General features: G+C 52.0%; 14 protein-coding genes. 9 read left to right on the plus strand and 5 right to left on the minus strand.

Annotation, left to right across the window (positions count from 1 at the left end; translation table 11 throughout):
- Positions 1-57: 57 nt before the first annotated feature.
- Positions 58-1452, minus strand: a complete 1395-nt coding sequence (locus tag TTER_RS02065; RefSeq protein WP_012874372.1) for a gluconokinase — start codon at positions 1450-1452, stop codon at positions 58-60.
- 81 nt (positions 1453-1533) lie between these two features.
- Between TTER_RS02065 and TTER_RS02070 the strand changes: the two genes are divergently transcribed.
- The 6 genes from TTER_RS02070 (at position 1534) to TTER_RS02095 (ending at position 9130) form a co-directional block, all read left to right on the plus strand.
- A complete protein-coding gene (locus tag TTER_RS02070) occupies positions 1534-2043 on the plus strand; it encodes a class IV adenylate cyclase (RefSeq protein ID WP_012874373.1) in 510 nt (169 codons plus the stop codon).
- Positions 2044-2361: 318 nt separating this feature from the next.
- A complete protein-coding gene (locus TTER_RS02075) occupies positions 2362-4230 on the plus strand; it encodes a peptide ABC transporter substrate-binding protein (RefSeq protein ID WP_012874374.1) in 1869 nt (622 codons plus the stop codon).
- A 140-nt stretch (positions 4231-4370) separates the two neighbouring features.
- Positions 4371-5294 (plus strand): ABC transporter permease, encoded by a 924-nt coding sequence (locus TTER_RS02080; RefSeq protein ID WP_012874375.1) that lies wholly within the window; start codon positions 4371-4373, stop codon positions 5292-5294.
- 22 nt (positions 5295-5316) lie between these two features.
- Positions 5317-6258, plus strand: coding sequence for an ABC transporter permease (locus tag TTER_RS02085; protein ID WP_012874376.1), 942 nt, complete (start codon positions 5317-5319; stop codon positions 6256-6258).
- A gap of 135 nt (positions 6259-6393) precedes the next feature.
- Positions 6394-7695 (plus strand): MFS transporter, encoded by a 1302-nt coding sequence (locus TTER_RS02090; RefSeq protein ID WP_012874377.1) that lies wholly within the window; start codon positions 6394-6396, stop codon positions 7693-7695.
- Positions 7696-7711: 16 nt separating this feature from the next.
- On the plus strand, positions 7712-9130 hold the full coding sequence (locus TTER_RS02095; RefSeq protein ID WP_012874378.1) for a class II fumarate hydratase: 1419 nt from the start codon (positions 7712-7714) through the stop codon (positions 9128-9130).
- Positions 9131-9156: 26 nt separating this feature from the next.
- Here TTER_RS02095 and sppA read toward each other — a convergent pair whose 3' ends face one another.
- The 4 genes from sppA to TTER_RS02115 form a co-directional block, all read right to left on the minus strand.
- Positions 9157-10176 carry a signal peptide peptidase SppA gene (sppA, locus tag TTER_RS02100; protein WP_012874379.1) on the minus strand — a complete coding sequence of 340 codons (1020 nt, stop codon included), beginning with the start codon at positions 10174-10176 and terminating at the stop codon, positions 9157-9159.
- A gap of 12 nt (positions 10177-10188) precedes the next feature.
- Positions 10189-10848 (minus strand): Yip1 family protein, encoded by a 660-nt coding sequence (locus TTER_RS02105; RefSeq protein WP_012874380.1) that lies wholly within the window; start codon positions 10846-10848, stop codon positions 10189-10191.
- A complete protein-coding gene (locus TTER_RS02110) occupies positions 10848-11861 on the minus strand; it encodes an alpha/beta hydrolase (protein ID WP_012874381.1) in 1014 nt (337 codons plus the stop codon). Before TTER_RS02110 ends, TTER_RS02105 begins: the two co-directional genes overlap by 1 nt.
- Positions 11862-12019: 158 nt before the next feature.
- Positions 12020-13165 (minus strand): LacI family DNA-binding transcriptional regulator, encoded by a 1146-nt coding sequence (locus TTER_RS02115; protein ID WP_012874382.1) that lies wholly within the window; start codon positions 13163-13165, stop codon positions 12020-12022.
- A gap of 425 nt (positions 13166-13590) precedes the next feature.
- Here TTER_RS02115 and TTER_RS02120 point away from each other — a divergent pair, with 425 nt between their 5' ends.
- The 3 genes from TTER_RS02120 (at position 13591) to TTER_RS02130 (ending at position 16968) form a co-directional block, all read left to right on the plus strand.
- The gene (locus TTER_RS02120; RefSeq protein WP_012874383.1) at positions 13591-15084 is read left to right on the plus strand and encodes an extracellular solute-binding protein; all 1494 of its coding nucleotides are present in this window, start codon (positions 13591-13593) and stop codon (positions 15082-15084) included.
- 66 nt (positions 15085-15150) lie between these two features.
- Positions 15151-16083, plus strand: a complete 933-nt coding sequence (locus TTER_RS02125; RefSeq protein ID WP_012874384.1) for a carbohydrate ABC transporter permease — start codon at positions 15151-15153, stop codon at positions 16081-16083.
- 21 nt (positions 16084-16104) lie between these two features.
- Positions 16105-16968, plus strand: a complete 864-nt coding sequence (locus tag TTER_RS02130; RefSeq protein ID WP_012874385.1) for a carbohydrate ABC transporter permease — start codon at positions 16105-16107, stop codon at positions 16966-16968.
- Positions 16969-17006: the final 38 nt, after the last annotated feature.

Below are 17006 nucleotides of genomic sequence, written 5' to 3' on the forward strand. Positions count from 1 at the left end.
AATTCACATTCCCCCTGAATATAGATTATATACCCAGGGCATTATCCTAGGCGAAAACTATGGAGCTACTAGCCTTGTAGGAGCGTCTTTTAACTCCTTGACCGCTCCTATAGCTTCCAGAACTAGTAGAGCAGCTCCTCTCGCTGAAGGTTCTTCTTCCAGACAAATCATCGTTGGGCGTCTCAAGACTTCGCTGAGAGCCTTTCTCAAAGCCTGAGATTTTATGATTGCACCACCGCTTAAGAGTGTGACTCTATCGTCACTGCCTAATGAGTTATCCAGCATATCGTGTACCTTGGCGAACTCATAAAGCACGCCCAGCATGCCGGCTTTGAATATATCCTCGGGTTTTGTGTCCAGCCTCAATCCTCTGATGGTGCCAGTAGCATCAGGTCGCCACCTGGGACTTCTTTCCCCAGCTAGATAAGGTTCGAATACCAGGCCTGGTTTGACCTTCTGAATGGTCAGCAGGCATTGCTCGGCTTGCTCGTGCGAGATGCGCAGTGTCTCAGTTAACCATTCATATATATTGCCCGCGTTACTCAGGGCACCTCCAAATAGCAACCTGTCCTTATCTATCCTGTACAACCATAGACCATAGGGTGGTTCTAAGTACTGATCAACCACGATTCGAATGGCTCCGCTAGTGCCAAAATTTATAGCGACTTTGCTGCTATCGAAGGCACCGCTACCTATATTGGAGCAGGCTCCATCTCCTACTGCAGGGTACCATGGGATACCAGCAAGATCCTTCCATGGAAAATCTGAGACGCGCAGGTACCCCAAGGGTTCTCTCAGAGAAGTGAGTCTCGGGAGAGAATTTTCTCTCAGATCGAGGAGGTCGATCCAGAAGGGATCCCATGACATCTCACGCTGTAGGTAGATGCCCGTACCTGATGCCATGCCATGGGCACATCTTAACTCCCCTGTGAACCTCAGCTGTACGTATTCGGCAAATGACAGCCACTTGTCTACTTGAGAGTACAGCTCAGGCCGCGAGTCTCTTAGCCAGAGCAGCTTTGACGGCCAGTAGGAGGAATGAAGCGGACAGCCATTCCTTTTGTATGTCTCGTCTACGCTCGCTTCAGATCTTAGCTGATCTACATATGGTGCTGAGCGTGTATCTGCCCACAGGTAAACTGGGGTGATAGCCTTTCCTCTGTGGTCTATGCCCATGAGGCTATGCCAGAAAGATGTCATCGCTACTGCAGCTGGCAGTACGCTGTACTCCCGAGCAGCTGATAGCGATTTATCTATGACAGCACAGACTTTAGTGAAAGCCTCTTCGGGATCTAGCTCAGATCCCCCATCCGGGGTGGTTGTTGGTGAGTGCTCGATGGCAAACAGTGTATTATCGGCTATATCGCCAGTAGCATCTATCAGGCATGAGCGTATAGATGAAGTTCCTATATCTATGCTTAGGACACAAGGCTCTGACGGTTTATGGGACATGGGAAACTCTGGTAGTGTATTTTCTAGAATCTTCGCATAACTTGAAACTCTAGGGCAAGGCGCGGAAGGGATATCAGAATAATGAGGGAAACTGAGATAAAGCTTAGGGTTGAGAACCTGGAAGAAGTTGAAGAGAGACTCAGAAGGGTAGGAGCTATGCCCAGGGAAGAGCGCGTAGAAGAGGTTGACAGGATCTTCCGGGATGTTACCGGCGATCGTCTTGAGAGTCAGCTTTTGCGCCTGCGTACCTCTGCAGGCAAAAACACACTCACATGGAAGGGTGAGCCCAAGTTTAGAGGAGGGGTGAAGGAGAGGGAAGAAGAACAGACAGGAGTAGAATCAGCGGAGGCTATGATCGAGATATTAAGACGCCTGGGCTTCGAAGTCGATCTTGAGTTTTCCAAAGTGCGCAACTACTGGGAGCTAGAAGGGTGTATGGTGAGCCTGGACACGCTACCGTTTGGCAGATTTATTGAGATAGAAGGCGATGAGGCTGCGATAGTGCGAGTGAGGCGAATACTGGAATTAGAAGCTGCTGAGGAGGTAAAGCTGAGCTATCCTGAGATGGCCAGAATACATCTCGGGAAATGACGACTTGACAAAATATATGACAGTAATGCATTATCCTAGTCATGGAAAATTAGTTGTGTAGACTAATCATAGTTAGGTAAGAGCAGTATTTAGTCAAATTACTTGTTATATTTTTCCGAGCCTGGGGTTATAATAACCTCTATGTGGAGCCTCTGTTAGTGCGAAAGTGCAAAACGAGGGGTAAGAAGGGATCTGTAAACAAGGTAAGGGGGTGATGGTACCGAATTTAGTCTTCGTAGCGTTTGCTTATTTTTGAGAGTAAAAAGCTAGTTTTCCTTAGGGTAATCTCAGAATAGAAAACAGCACAAAGGAGGTACAATGGACAGCCACAAGCGCTCTTTCAAGATGCTGCTTGCTACAGGTGTTATGAGCCTGTTCCTGGCTGCCTGCGGTGGCGGTGGAGGCGGGCAGACTCCTACCCCAAGTACTGCCAGCCCGTCGCCCTCACCGGCAGCTAGTCCAACGCCTGTAGCTTCGCCTGTAGCCAGTCCGACACCGGCAGCGTCCGCTACGCCGGCCGTGTCTCAGACTCCGACTGTTTCGGAGACACCTACTACCGGTGGACAGACCTCTGGCGGGCAGGCTTATAAGCTCGGGCCCGCCCTTATGGGTGGTGGAGCTGAGAATCCAGACGCAGATCCCAACGCCACTCTGACTATAGACTATGCCAAAGGGGCTCAGACCTTCGACCCACAGGTTGAGTCCTTCGTCAATGAGATCCAGGTAAGCTCTCAGGTGTTTGCACCTCTCCTGGCTCTCGACAAGGATAACAACCTGGTGGCAAATGCTGCGGAGAGCATGACCGTTTCTCCTGATGGCAAGACCTACACGTTCAAGATTCGTTCGGGCATGACCTATTCCGATGGCAAGCCTGTAACTGCTGAGAACTATGCTTATGCCATCAAGAGGGCATGCGACCCCAATGTAAACGGTAAGTACTCTTCGATCCTGTACGCCATACAGGGCTGCCAGGCCTGGCGCGAGGCAGATCTGGAGAAGGACAAGGCTAAGCTGCCACAACTCAAGGCCGTAGTAGACAAGGCTGTGACCGCGACTGATGACCAGACCCTGGTTATCAAGCTGACACAGCCCGCTGGTTACTTCCCGTACGTGATGGCTACATGGGTTACCTATCCATCCCGCCAGGATCTGGTAGAGGCCGGTGGTACTAACTGGTGGAAGGATCCCAAGTACTTCATCGGTAATGGCCCATTCAAGATGGTCAGCTACAACCCACAGCAGGGTGTAGTGTTCGAGCGCAACGACAACTACTTCCGTGGTAAGCCGGGCGTTGCCAAGCTCGTCTTCAAGGTCATCAACGATCCTCAGGTTGGTTTCCTGGCTTACCAGAGGGGTGAGCTGGATGCAGTAGGTATCTCTTCTGACCAGCTACCTCAGATCAAGGGTGATCTCCAGAAGCAGTTGGTAAGGCAGGTTGATGCAGCGACCTTCTACATCGGCTTCAACTTGGAGAAGAAGCCATTTGATAACCAGAAGGTTCGCCAGGCTATAGCCTATGCTCTCAACCGCGAGCAGTACATACGACAGATCAACGGTGGTGTAGGTAAGCCCGCTGGCACCTTCATCCCGCCTGGAATTCCAGGTCACCAGGATGAGGTTCAGCAGACCTATGATCCTGAGAAGGCCAGGCAGCTGCTTGCCGAGGCTGGTTATCCCAATGGTAGAGGATTCCCACCGCAGAAGCTGTACTACGATGCTGAGGACAGTGCTGCCAAGAAGAGAGCTATCTTCATACAGCAGAACCTGAAGCAGGTCCTCAACATAGACATCGTAGCTACTCCGTTGGAGTCCACGACCCTGCAATCTATGCTGAACGACAGGTCCAAGAACCCACCAATCTATAGATTGGGATGGATTCAGGACTATCCACACCCACAGGACTGGGATTCCCTGGTGTTTGGCAACAACAGCCCGCTGGCTCCTAACGGTTGGAACGATCCAGAGTTCAACGCTCTGGTGAACAAGGCTGACAAACTGCCAATCGATCAGGCTATACCTCTGTATCAGCAAGCGGAGAAGATCCTGGTTGAAAAGGCTCCAGTCGCTTTCCAGTTCCACTCCGAGTCGCTGGTGCTGATCAAGCCAAATGTCAAGGGTGTGTCCCATCACCTGAGCGATCCTCTTGGCCTGATCTACGAGTCTGACAAGATCTACAAGACCAAGTAGGGTTGCCTAGGTAGCACAACTAGAGGGGGGTTGCCACAAGGTGGCGGCCCCCTCTGTTTATTTGGTCAAATTCTGGACATAACCGGTAAAATGATGTAAAACCTTCAAGCAGATAAAGTTCTTATAGTAGAGGGGATAAGGTGCTTAGGTTTATAGTCAACAGGCTTTTATGGATGATTCCAGTACTGTGGCTTGTGGGGACTGTAACTTTCTTCCTGATGCATGCTGCTCCTGGCAGCCCTTGGGATGTTCGAGTGGGAGGAAAAAATATCAGCCCTGAGCTGGAGAAATCCTTCAACAGGAAGTATGGTCTTGACAAGCCTCTAGTAGTGCAATACCTGATCTACTGGCGCAACGTGCTCAAGCTGGATTTCGGGCAATCCTACTCTAATGAGTCGCAGACTGTCGTACAGCGTATAATGGCAGGCTTCCCGTATTCCGCTCGAATAGGTCTGTACGCTTGGGTTATGGCGCTTGTGTTAGGGATATCTCTAGGAATAATAGCTGCGCTCAAACAGAACACCTGGATCGACTATGTGAGTCTGTTCTTCGCTACTGTGGGCTATACTATCCCCAGCTTTGTGTTAGGTATATTTCTACTAATCATCTTTGCTGTGAAGCTGGGATGGGTGCCTGTGCTGTTTGCGGGCTGGAAGAGCTACATACTACCTAGCGTAGCTCTAGGACTAAGCACCGCAGCTTTCATAGCTAGGCTCACAAGAGCGAGCGTCCTGGAGATAATACGGCAGGACTATATACGTACGGCTAGAGCTAAGGGGCTACCGCCGCGCATAATAAACCTCAGGCACATAGTTCGCAACGCCCTAATTCCGGTGGTAACGATCTCTGGACCTGCCCTGGCATCTCTTATAACTGGAACGATTATCATAGAGAACGTCTTCAATGTGCCCGGGATGGGTTATCTATTTATCCAAAGCATCTCTGCACGGGATTATCCAGTGATAATGGGCACCACTTTGTTCTATACCTTCTTCATAGTAATAGGCAACCTGCTAGTGGACCTTACATATGGCTTGGTAGATCCGCGCATCAAGACTAGCTAAGAAGGAGGCAAGAGTAAATCCAATGGCAGAGGCAGCAGATCAGATCACGGCATTAAGAGAGGCCAGCGCTGTACGCCCTAGGGGACTTTGGGTGGATGCCTGGAGAAGACTCAAACGTAACAAGATGGCTATAGCAGGCGCAATATACATCTTGATAATGGCGCTTATTGCCATATTTGCTGATGTTCTGGCGCCCCACAACCCCAACGCTATAGACCCGACCGCGGCTCCAAACACCCCACCATTCTGGGTAGCGGGTCATAATCCTCAGTATTTACTAGGCACTGACTCCCTCGCTCGGGATGAGCTTAGCAGGCTGATCTACGGAGCTCGAGTCAGCCTGATAGTTGGTTTTGTCCCGGTCTTTATAGTTACTGCTATAGGCGTAACAGTAGGAATGACCTCAGGTTGGCTAGGAGGCCGCGCGGATAACATCATAATGAGAATAGTGGATGTAGTGTATGCATTCCCTGCACTCCTGTTCTACATAGTTGTCCAATCTGCTTTCAGGGATTCTAAGATCGGAGATATATTTGGTGGGTTGCTACTACTGTTCATAGCCTTTGCTATCACGGACTGGGTGAGCATGGCGAGATTGGTTAGAGGAGAAGTCCTGAGGCTGAAGAACAGAGAGTTCGTGGAGGCAGCCAAAGCTCTGGGAGTACCCACGCGAAGAATACTCATAAGACATATACTGCCCAACAGCTTGGCACCGATCATTGTTTCGATAGCCTTTGGAGTACCATCATACATACTTGCCGAGTCTTCCCTTAGCTACCTGGGATTGGGCGTCAAACCGCAAACACCTACCTGGGGCAGCATGGTGTACGATAGCTTCCCGCAGGTGACTTATGCTCCCGAGTTCGTGCTGATGCCCTCGATCCTGATAGCCCTCATAATGCTTGCCTTTACCTTCTTGGGTGATGGTCTGAGGGATGCCCTTGACCCCTACATGGGCAAGTAATTAGCCATACGGCCTAGCAAAGCTCTATTATAGAGGTAAGCCGCAGCCGAGGGTTCACAAAGCCCTCGGCTGTGTATTGTGAGTCGGATTTGCCGACTGTATGCTCTCATAATCTCACTTTCGGAGGGGATTGGTGTGTCCGAGGGGGTAGTGTCCGGTGCTGCTTACAAGGCGGGCGAGCTGGAGCGCGAGAGGTTCACAAGGCTCAACTTCAGGCACAACTTTCTGATAATGCTTGCAGACTCGATCTCCTTTCAGCTTGCTACCAGCCTAATGTCTCAAGTCACGATACTGCCTCTGTTCGTGAGAGAGATAACTGATTCTACCTTGGCAGTGGGACTGATAACTGCCATAGCGAGTCTCGGGACGCTGTTGCCAGCAATATTTGTCGCTGGCTATATAGAGCAGAAGGCCATCCAGAAGTGGTATCTGTTCATTGTTGCCTTAATAGAGAGGTTCCCCATACTGGCACTGTCCATACTCACGCCGCTTTTAGGCCGGAGCAACCCTGATCTTCTTCTATGGGTATTCTTTGGTGCATGGACAATGCATAACCTTGCAATGGGTTTGAACATGCCCTCGTACTTTAACCTCTTCTCGAAGGTCATACCACCCAACAGGAGGGGCATCACCTGGGGGCTTGGGGGTACCATAGGTGGGCTACTGGCGATATTGGGAAGCTCTCTCTCTGGAGTTCTCCTGGAGAGGTATGGTTTTCCGGATGCTTTTGCTCTGATCTTCTTCATAGCGTTCGTGATACTCTTCGTAGGCATATTAGGCTTTCCATTCACTCGAGAGCTCCCGTCGGAAGATGTGACGAGGCATCGATCTATCCTGGAGTATCTAAGGAGGGCTCCCAAGCTGCTGCTCGAGGACAGGGAGTTTGGCTTATTTGTTGGGGCACAGGCGATCTACACCTTGGCATTCATGGCCTCAGCGTTCTACACCGCATATGCTATAGATAGGTTTGGGGCTTCTCCCCAGCAGGTAGCTCTATTTACAACTATCCTGATGGGTTCGAACACTGTAGCCAACTTACTCTATGGCACCTTGGCCGACAGGCGAGGTAACAAAATAGTCCTCCAGGTGGCTATGTCTTCCGGGGTGATCGCACCGCTTATCGCGGCTATGGCACCATCTATAGAGTGGTTCTATATAGTGTTCGCCCTCAATGGACTAATGATAGTAGGATCCAATATGGGCAGCTCCAACATGCCGCTAGAATTTGCACCCCCAGGACAGGTGCCTACTTACAGCTCCATCAACATGGCTATCACTGCACCTCTGCGGAGCTTAGTGCCGATCCTGGGAGGTGTGATAGCAGGATACGGCTATGTAATCATCTTCGTGATCGCGATGATGGCAGCGTTATTGGCGCTCCTGGTCACATCTATGCTGGTTAGAGACCCAAGGTTTACCAGGAGTACGAAACTATAAGAACAGGAGGGCGGATATGACGGATGGTCGGTTCAGGATAGAAAGAGACTCCATGGGTGAGGTCAGGGTTCCAGCTGATGCTTACTATGGTGCGCAGACTCAGAGAGCGGTTGAGAACTTCCCGATAAGCGACCTGCGATTTCCGAGGAGATTTATCAAAGCTCTTGGACAGATCAAGATGGCTGCTGCCGAGGTGAACGCAGATCTTGGGCTGCTTGATCCTGAGATAGCAAGGGCAATAGTGCAGGCGGCTCAAGAGGTTATCGAGGGTAAGATGGACTCCCAGTTCGTGGTCGATATCTTTCAGACTGGTTCTGGGACTTCGACCAACATGAACGCTAATGAGGTGATTGCCAACCGGGCTATAGAGTTACTGGGAGGTGAGATTGGGACAAAGTCCCCAGTGCATCCCAATGATCACGTAAACTTGGGGCAAAGCTCCAATGATGTTATCCCCACAGCCATTCATGTTTCTACGCTGTCAGCCATACAGGAGGATCTGGAGCCGGCACTGAGTGAGCTGTTAGCAGCTCTACGGGAGAAATCTGTGGAGTTCATGCCTATCATCAAGACCGGCAGGACGCATCTGCAGGATGCTACTCCCATCCGTCTGGGCCAGGAGTTTGAAGGATACGCTGGCCAGGTGGAGAGGGCATTGCAGCGCCTATCCTATGCCAAGGCCGAGCTCTCTGAGGTGGCGCTTGGTGGTACAGCAGTGGGCACAGGAATAAACACTCATCCAGAGTTCGCACGCAGGGTGTGCGAAAAGCTCTCGCAGCTGAACGGCTTTGAGATCAGGGAAACGACGAACCACTTTCAGGCGCAGAGTTCGCTGGATGCCTGTGTGCTCACCAGCGGCGTACTCAAGACGATAGCCGTGAGCCTTATGAAGATCGCCAACGACATCAGGTGGTTGGGATCGGGCCCTAGGGCCGGGATCGGTGAACTGGAGCTACCCGAGGTTCAGCCTGGCAGTTCTATAATGCCGGGGAAAGTGAATCCGGTGATAGCTGAGAGCCTGCTCATGGTGTGTGCACAGGTGATAGGTAGTGATGCTGTTGTGGCCACTGGCGGTCAGTGGGGCAACTTCGAGCTGAACACCATGATGCCTGTGGTAGCCTACAACCTACTACAATCGGTAGAGATAATGGCTTCTGCCTCCAGCAACTTTGCGAGGAAGTGTGTCAGGGGGCTGAGAGCGACGGAGAGAGGCCCTCAGCTGGTGGAGCAAGGGCTGGCTATATGCACAGCCCTTGCTCCTGAGATAGGTTACGATGCTGCTGCCAAGATAGCGCAGGAAGCACATCGGACAGGCAGGACTATACGTGAGGTGGCTAGGGAGAGGACACAGCTTTCAGACGAAGAGCTGGACCGGATACTCAACCCAGAGGTCATGACCGAGCCTGGCAGGAACATAGGTCCAGCTGGTGGTTAGGCGGGGCTGAGACTCCTACCTAACTACTACGGCCGGTAGATGTACATTAGCCTTGGGGTGATGTCGTAACCGGCGGATCTGAGGATCTTCATAGCGTCGGGCTCGGTCGACATCTGTAGCCTGCTACTAAGTAGTGAGAGCAGGGACACCGAGTGGCGGTACCTTACTACCTGGGCATTCTTTATACCTGCAAGCTGTTCCGCTACCTGTACAGCCTTATCCAGATTTCCAAGCTCATCTACCAGCCCCAGCTGTTTGGCCTGTTGCCCGGAATAGACACGACCATCAGCAAGTTGTCTGACCCTGGATGTCGGCATCTTGCGGCCTTGGGCGATGACGTTAACGAATTGGTTGTAGGCCTCGTCGACCAGCTGCTGCAGGATCTGTCTCTCTTCTTTGGTCGGGTCCCGAAACGGGTTGCCTATATCTTTGAACTCTCCGCTACGGATCACTACCTGGCTTATGCCTACCTTATCAGCAGCCTTGGAGAAGTTCATGTATTCCATGATCACCCCCAAAGACCCTGTGAGGGTCATGGGGTTGGCAACTATCTTATCCGCGGCCATCGAGATGTAGTATGCCCCCGAGGCGGCTGTGCTGACCATACGCACCACCACGGGCTTACGTGTTCTCTGCTTGAAGTCCAGGATCTCCCTATACATCTCATCGCTAGCTACGACCTCTCCGCCGGGAGAGTCCACCTCAAGGATAATGGCCTTGACCTTGGAGTCGTTTTCGGCCTGATCGAGCATAGCTTTCAGAGATTCAGGTGTAGCAGCAGAGGTGGTGAAACCTCCGGCACTCTCTTGTATAGTCCCTGTTACAGGGATTATGGCTATCTTCCATTCACCGCTACCTTGGACTGCCTCCTCATGTATGGATTCTGCCGTGCTCTCCACGGATCTACCCATTAGTACTGCCAGAGCCACACACGCCACGCATGCTACCACCAGTGCAGATAGGAACACAACTATAGGTATCCATGATCTCTTCCTGGGTTGAGGTTGAGGTTGAGTCTGATGTTGTGGTTGTGCAGGTGTCTCCAATAGGGTCTCCTCTTATGAGCTTACTCTTGTAGTTATGACCAGACTTAGTATTATAGCTGCCACGAACATAAGTATAAAAAATACGCCCAGACAACCCAGGCAAGATAACCCGCAGGAGGCCGTGCTCTTCCTTGGATCCAGCTGATGTACGTGCCTGATGCCCGTAACTGCCAGCCACGCCATCCACATGAATTGCCCTATCAACAGACTGAAGGACAGTGAGCCCAGGAATGCCGCCGCTGGACTATCTGGGGATGTAGTGGATGCGGCTGCTGCCAGGACTGAGCCTGCTACCAGACCCACGATCAGCGGAAGTTGGGATACGCCCGAGACCACTAGCATGGATGACAGCCTGCCCGTGCCACCGAACACTCTGCCAGTAAGGTACATGAGTACACCAAGCACCAGCCAAGTTATAAAAGGGTAAGTAGCAGCTGCTACGGGCGTTAGCACTTTCATTGCTTGCTGGGTGGCCTGGAGGACGTCACGCGGCACGTCAGGGAAATACTGTTGCTCCAGCTGTAGAACGCCACTGTTGAGATTGATCAGGGTAGTAATAAGGTTAAGGAACGCCAGCAGTGATACAGTACCTACCGCCCATCGGGTGCCGCCAGCTTTTAGCAGTCGCGGGAATTCTTCATTTGGGGCCCAAAGGATTCGCAGGGTTTCCATTAGCTGCCTCCGGGATCCTGCTCCGCCAGTGCCTGTATGACCTTGGGCAGGGATACGTCGTATCTGTAGCTGGTGTTGGAGTGGTTGTCGTCGAACTCTTCGTACTCATAGGGCACTCCAAGCTCTTCCAGTCTGGATGTAAGGATTCTGGCCCCGAAATGAAGGTTGTACTGATCTCTGAAGCCGCAGTCCAAGAAGAGTAGCTTGAGTGATCTAAGCGAGTCAGCATAGCGGTCTACCATGTATATAGGGTCATTCTCCAGCCATCTCTGCCAGACGTCATCTCTTATCTGGCAGGTTCTCAGGTCAAAGGGGAAGTCTATCCCCAGAGGTTTATTGGGATCAGGCGAGTAGGCGGCAGCCATAGCCAGTATGTTCACGGCCTCGAAGTCGCTGCCAGACTTCTTGGGCTTGTCGTTGAATTGTTGCCACCAGACCTCGAGTCCTCCTGCCCGCTCGATGGCGCTCACGAACTTCGGGAAATCCGGCTTGTAACACAGTTCGAAGTACATGTCCCCGCTGTGACAGGCGACCGCTGAGAAGATATCAGGATGTCTCATTCCCAGCACCAGGGCGCCATATCCCCCACTGCTCTTCCCCATGATCCCTCTATGGTCACGACCTGGCAGAGTATTGAAGCTACTATCTACCAAGGGCACAACCTCAGTTATGAGGTGGTCTTCGTACATACCGGTTGCAGTGGAGTTTATGTACTGACTACCCCCGAAGGATGTGAAGCAGTCGGGCATAACAAGTATAGCAGGGGGTACCCCCTGAGATATGAGTCTGTCCATACGCTCGGCAATGTTGGGCTGCCAGGGCTGAAAGTTCAGGAAGGATCTGCCGGTGCCTGAGAACCCCGCGAGCATGTATACCACAGGATAGCCCCGAGAGGACTCGCTGTAGTCAGGTGGTAAATACACTAGCAGCTCACGCTCCCAAGGGTCACCCAGGGGATTGGTCTTCAGCACCTCGCTCTGTATTGTGATCGACTCAACTCTTCCTCTCTTCATCCTCAGCTCCTATGAGTCCAATATCTACAGGCATTTTCTCAGAAGCAGGATACCACACTAAGAGCGTAAATCTTTGAGAGCCATGTAGTAAGTAAGTATGAAGAAATCGGCGCTTGAGCAGACATCCATGATGCATATCTGCCGCTATCAGTCTTGCGCTAGCCCTCCATCAGGGCACTATTGTTCCTTGCCTTGTCCTCCTGTAGAGAGTCATAGACTACCTGCTCCTGGCATCTTACGCCAAGAGTGCTTTCGCGAGCGATCAGTCTAAAGTCTACCTGTTCTTCTCTGGGAGGAGTTGTAGTGCCTTCTTCCATGCGAGATATCAGCATGGACATCGCGATGCGTGCGATCTGTTCCTTATTGGGAGATATACTGGTGAGTGTAGGGTTGCTGTAGCTAGCCTCCTCTATGTCATCGAAGCCTACTACCGCGACGTCCTCGGGTACCCTCAGCCCAAAGTTTATAAGGGTCCTTATGGCACCCAGTGCGAGTAGATCATTGAAGCAGAACACCGCATCCGGCGGGTCCTTGAGTTCCAGCAGCTTTCTCATGGCCTCGGCGCCCTCATGCCTATGATAAACTGGCGCCCTGGCTATAAGGTCCTGGTCGATCCCTATACCTGCCTCTTGCAGGGCTTCATAGTATCCTCTGAGTCGCAGGTGTCCGGTCTGTACGACGACCCCAGGCTGTGCACCGATCGCTGCGATACGCCTTCGACCGAGATCCAACAGGTGTCGTACAGCCACGCGCGCGGCCTTGACGTTGTCTATGCCTACGTGGTCCAGTATGCCGTCGGTGGCCCCCTCGCCGAGCAGAACTAGGGGAGTATCGTCCCTTCGCTCCAGCAGATCCTCCTTCCCCGTCTCTATAGGGCTAAAGATAATGCCATCTACCATCTGAGGGCGTATGCCTGCCAGTACGAGCTTTTCTCTGTCCCTTGCGCCACCTGTTTGATCGATAAGCACCGTGTATCCTCGCTCTCCGGCAACCTTGATGACCAAGCGTGCTAGCTCTGAGAAGTAGGGGAAGTCGATCTCCGGTACGGCAAGAGCGATAAGCCCCGACTTACCATTACGCAGGTTCCTGGCAGACAGGTTGGGCCGATAATTGAGCTCCTCGAGGGCGCGCTGCACACGCATCCTGGTCTCCTCGGTCACATGGGGATAGTTATTGACTACGTTGGACACGGTCTTGACCGACACTCCAGCAAGCTTGGCCACGTCCCTTAGGCTTGCACCCTGGAACCTTCTGGCCTTCCCGAGCTTATTCTGCTTATCGTCTATCTGATCTGATCGAGGCATAGAGCAAATCTCCCAGGCAACATTATACATATTGCGGATTCCGGGATGGATTGCCCCCACCCCCAGCCCATTCCCACAGGGAGAGGGAGTCTTTGTACCCTATGCTCTCGGGGATTTACCCACCGCCGGGTGAAGTACCCTCTTGAAAAATAGGTGCTTCAGACACCACATCCCTGCCATAGGGGCAAGTGGGTGAGTGGGCAGCTCCCAAAGGTCGCACTCTTTCTCTTGACAATGATTTAGGTCTTTTGTAGTATTTCGACAAATAGTTTACAACGTTGTAAAAACAAGATATCTACGTGTTAGCAGGAGGAGGTGGTAGCTCGAAGGGTTTTGTCCTGGCTTTCATGTCTGGGTTCTTCCCAAAGGCTTCTTCATGGCACAAACCCTTTATTCTTGAATTTCACTCAGGAGGCTATCAAGAGATGAGCGAGGAGAGGCAGGAAAGATCTAGCAGTTTGCTTACAAGAAGGCAGGCGCTCAAGGCAATAGGTATGGGAGCCGTGGGGATTGCCCTGGCGGCATGTGGTGGCGGGGCTGGCTCCACGCCGACAGCTCCCGTTGGTGGTCAGGTAAGTACCCCTACCAGTAGTCCTCAACCATCGCCGACCACCGCACCTTCGCCGAGCGCTTCGCCCGGTGGGAAGCCGACCGTGGCCCCAACTCCCCTTCCTCCTACGCCTGTCGTGCAGGAAATAGGAAGGGGGACTGAGAAAGTTATCTTCTGGCATGGTCTTGGCGGTGCAGATGGGGAGACTATGCAGGTCCTGCTGCAGAAGTACACCAAAGAGAAAGGAATCGCTGTTAGGTCTGAGACCTACGACTGGGGCCTGTTCTACCAGAAGCTTCCGACCTCTATAATTGCGGGCACACCACCTGACATGGCGATCATGCACGAATGGGCCATGGCCCAGTTTGGTACGCAGGGGGTGCTGCAATCGGCCGATGACCTATTCTTCAACGCTGGTATTCTAGATAAGAGCGACTACAACGAGGAGATTCTGAAGAAGATCACTATAGATGGTGTTGCCTATGGTGTTCCCTGGGACAACCACGGCTGGGGACTCTGGTACAACACGAAGCTTATAAAGGATGCCGGCTTGGATCCGAACAAGCTTCCTAAGAACGGGCAGGAGTACCTGGAGTGGTGCTATAAGCTCACTACTGATGAAAACGGCAAGCATCCGGATGAGAACGGGTTCAACCCCAAGAAAGTTGCCGTGTACGCAACGCACCCTTCCTGGCTGAGGCCCACACTGCTGTCCACGATCTGGCAGTTCGGTGGAGAGGTGTTTGACCCTGTGAAGAAGAAGGCTTCGTTGGATAGCGAGAACTGCATCAAGGCTGTCCAGTACTGGGTTGACCTGGTCCACGAGCATAGGGTAGCTGCTCCCACAGGCGCTGGCACTACATCGCCAGCCGACCTGTATGCCAATAACAGGCTTGTTCTGATGTGGGAGGGCAGCTGGATGCTAAACTTCTTCAAGGATAGGCCTAAGCTTCTGCCACCTGTTACCAAGGCTGCATCCTTGCCCTCTCTGTCCGATGGCACTCAGGCTGCCTGGATGAGCGCTCACATATTCGTAATCCCCAATGGTATAGAGGGTGATCGTCTTGAGAGAGCTAAAAACCTGATCAAGTGGTTGGAGGATCACAACGCTGAGTGGGCAGACTCCGGTCAGGTGCCTGCCAAATTGTCTGTACAGAACAGCGGTATTATCCAGAAGCTCTGGTCTGTGAGTGCTTTCGCCAAGGAGTTCCAGACTATCGGACGCACTGAACCACAGCATGTGGCCATAACCGAGATACAGGCCCAGTATGAACCAGCGTTTGATGCTGCATTGAATAAGGTGATGTCGGTCAAGGATGCCTTGACTCAGGCCAATCGCAGGATTCAGGATATTTTGGATCGCTACTAGTTTGGTCTTGACTTTGGGCAGGAGAGGGGCCTTCGGGCCCTTCTCCTGGCGTCAGGAGGTCTGCATATGAACACCACTCGCTTAGGAGATATTACAGCAGCCAGGGTAAGCTCCAGATCCCGAATGAGGACCCTGCGCAAGCAGCTTCCCAATTATCTTTTTATATTGCCCTTTCTGTTTTTCTTTACGGTCTTTACGGCCTGGCCCATACTGCAGGGAATAAGGATGAGCTTGTATGACTGGCGCGTGCTTGCAAAGACTCAAAGATTTGTTGGTCTGAAGAACTATCAATCCCTGATGCGAGATGATCAGTGGTGGGAAACTCTTGGCCATACGCTCTATTTCACGGTGCTGACCGTGGCCCTGATGGTAGTGGTCTCCCTGCTTACCGCAGCCGCCCTCAAGCGTAACATTCCGGGCAGGGAGTTCTTCAGGGTGCTCTTCTACACTCCAGTGCTACTCTCGGTCTCCGTGATGGGCGTGGTTGGAAACAGGGTATTTGATCCAACCAGCGGCTTGCTTAACTACTACATAACTTATGTCCTTAATGGCCCTCAGATAGGGTGGGTAAATAATCCCAGGATAGTTATACCTACCCTGGCTATATTCACCGTATGGTGGGGCTTTGGATTCCCCATGCTGGTCTTCCTTGCGGGGCTCCAGAACATACCGGAACACCTCTATGAGGCCGCTAAGATCGATGGTGCTAGCAGTATTCAATCTTTCTTCAACATAACGTTGCCTTTGCTCAAGCCGGTGACTCTGTTTGTGGTTGTAACCCAGTTCCTTGCGCATATGCTCGTCTTCGGACAGCCTCTGCTCATTACGGGTGGAGGGCCTGGTACGGCTTCAAAGACTGTAATGATGTATCTGTGGGAAACGGGTTGGAAGTTCTTCCGCATGGGCTACGCCTCGACCATGGCTGTGGCGCTGGCAGTCATAATGATCATCGTTTCTCTTGTATTCTTTAGGCTGTTCGGAGCCAGGGTCGAGTATTAGTTAATCATCGGAGGGAAAATCATGGCCTCTGCTATCGCTAAGGTTAGCTTTCGCAGGATATCTCTGGAATTGGTGATAACTTACGTATATCTGATCGCGCTCGGCATAATTACGCTGGCTCCTATCGCGTACATGGTGTCCCAGGCATTTACACCCGAGGCAGACCAGAACCAATGGCCGGTCAGGTGGTTACCAGAGCATCCAACGGTGAATAATTTTCAACGCCTGCTTGCGGATCCTACTCTTCCGGTACTCAGATGGCTGTTCAACAGCTTCTTCGTGTCGACCAGTGTGATGCTCCTGACTCTGCTGCTGTGTTCGCTGGCTGCTTATGCTTTTGCTCGCCTGGAGTTCCCAGGAAGGGACGTGATATTTTTTATCATCCTTATAAGCCTGATGATACCTGGAGCTGTAACTTTCATACCCGTGTTCCTCTTGATGCGCGACCTAAAGTTCCTTGACACCTATAACGCACTTATATGGCCTGCAGGTGCCAATGCCTTCGGGGTATTCATGCTCAGGCAGTATTTCATAACTATTCCTAAGGAGCTGGAAGAAGCCGCTCTCGTCGATGGAGCCAATAGATTCAGGATTTACTGGCAGATAGCTCTTCCGTTAGTATCGCCTGCATTGGTGGCTCTGGGTATCTTTACGTTCCTTGGCTCTTGGAATGACCTGTTCTGGCCGTTGGTCGTGCTCAGCGAGAGGACTATGTACACTTTGCCAGTGGGGCTGGCCTTCCTGGGGCAGGGCAACTATGTACAGCAAGGCTTGACTATGGCGGCTGCTACGCTGGCTTCTGCTCCGGTACTTATAGTCTACGCTATCTTCCAAAGGCGCATAGTGCAGGGTATAGCCCTGACTGGTGGACTGGGAGGCAGGTAGCTTCTCGATAGCTCAAAACTTAACAAGTTGGGGGTATT

Source organism: Thermobaculum terrenum ATCC BAA-798 (genome assembly GCF_000025005.1).
Taxonomy (GTDB): domain Bacteria; phylum Chloroflexota; class Chloroflexia; order Thermobaculales; family Thermobaculaceae; genus Thermobaculum; species Thermobaculum terrenum.

Bases quoted from the DNA above. Each gene is read 5' to 3' on its own strand.
- TTER_RS02065 (WP_012874372.1), bottom strand. From the start codon at position 1,452: ATGTCCCATAAACCGTCAGAGCCTTGTGTCCTAAGCATAGATATAGGA.
- TTER_RS02070 (WP_012874373.1), top strand. From the start codon at position 1,534: ATGAGGGAAACTGAGATAAAGCTTAGGGTTGAGAACCTGGAAGAAGTT.
- TTER_RS02075 (WP_012874374.1), top strand. From the start codon at position 2,362: ATGGACAGCCACAAGCGCTCTTTCAAGATGCTGCTTGCTACAGGTGTT.
- TTER_RS02085 (WP_012874376.1), top strand. From the start codon at position 5,317: ATGGCAGAGGCAGCAGATCAGATCACGGCATTAAGAGAGGCCAGCGCT.
- TTER_RS02095 (WP_012874378.1), top strand. From the start codon at position 7,712: ATGACGGATGGTCGGTTCAGGATAGAAAGAGACTCCATGGGTGAGGTC.
- TTER_RS02105 (WP_012874380.1), bottom strand. From the start codon at position 10,848: ATGGAAACCCTGCGAATCCTTTGGGCCCCAAATGAAGAATTCCCGCGA.
- TTER_RS02110 (WP_012874381.1), bottom strand. From the start codon at position 11,861: ATGAAGAGAGGAAGAGTTGAGTCGATCACAATACAGAGCGAGGTGCTG.
- TTER_RS02115 (WP_012874382.1), bottom strand. From the start codon at position 13,165: ATGCCTCGATCAGATCAGATAGACGATAAGCAGAATAAGCTCGGGAAG.
- TTER_RS02120 (WP_012874383.1), top strand. From the start codon at position 13,591: ATGAGCGAGGAGAGGCAGGAAAGATCTAGCAGTTTGCTTACAAGAAGG.
- TTER_RS02125 (WP_012874384.1), top strand. From the start codon at position 15,151: ATGAACACCACTCGCTTAGGAGATATTACAGCAGCCAGGGTAAGCTCC.
- TTER_RS02130 (WP_012874385.1), top strand. From the start codon at position 16,105: ATGGCCTCTGCTATCGCTAAGGTTAGCTTTCGCAGGATATCTCTGGAA.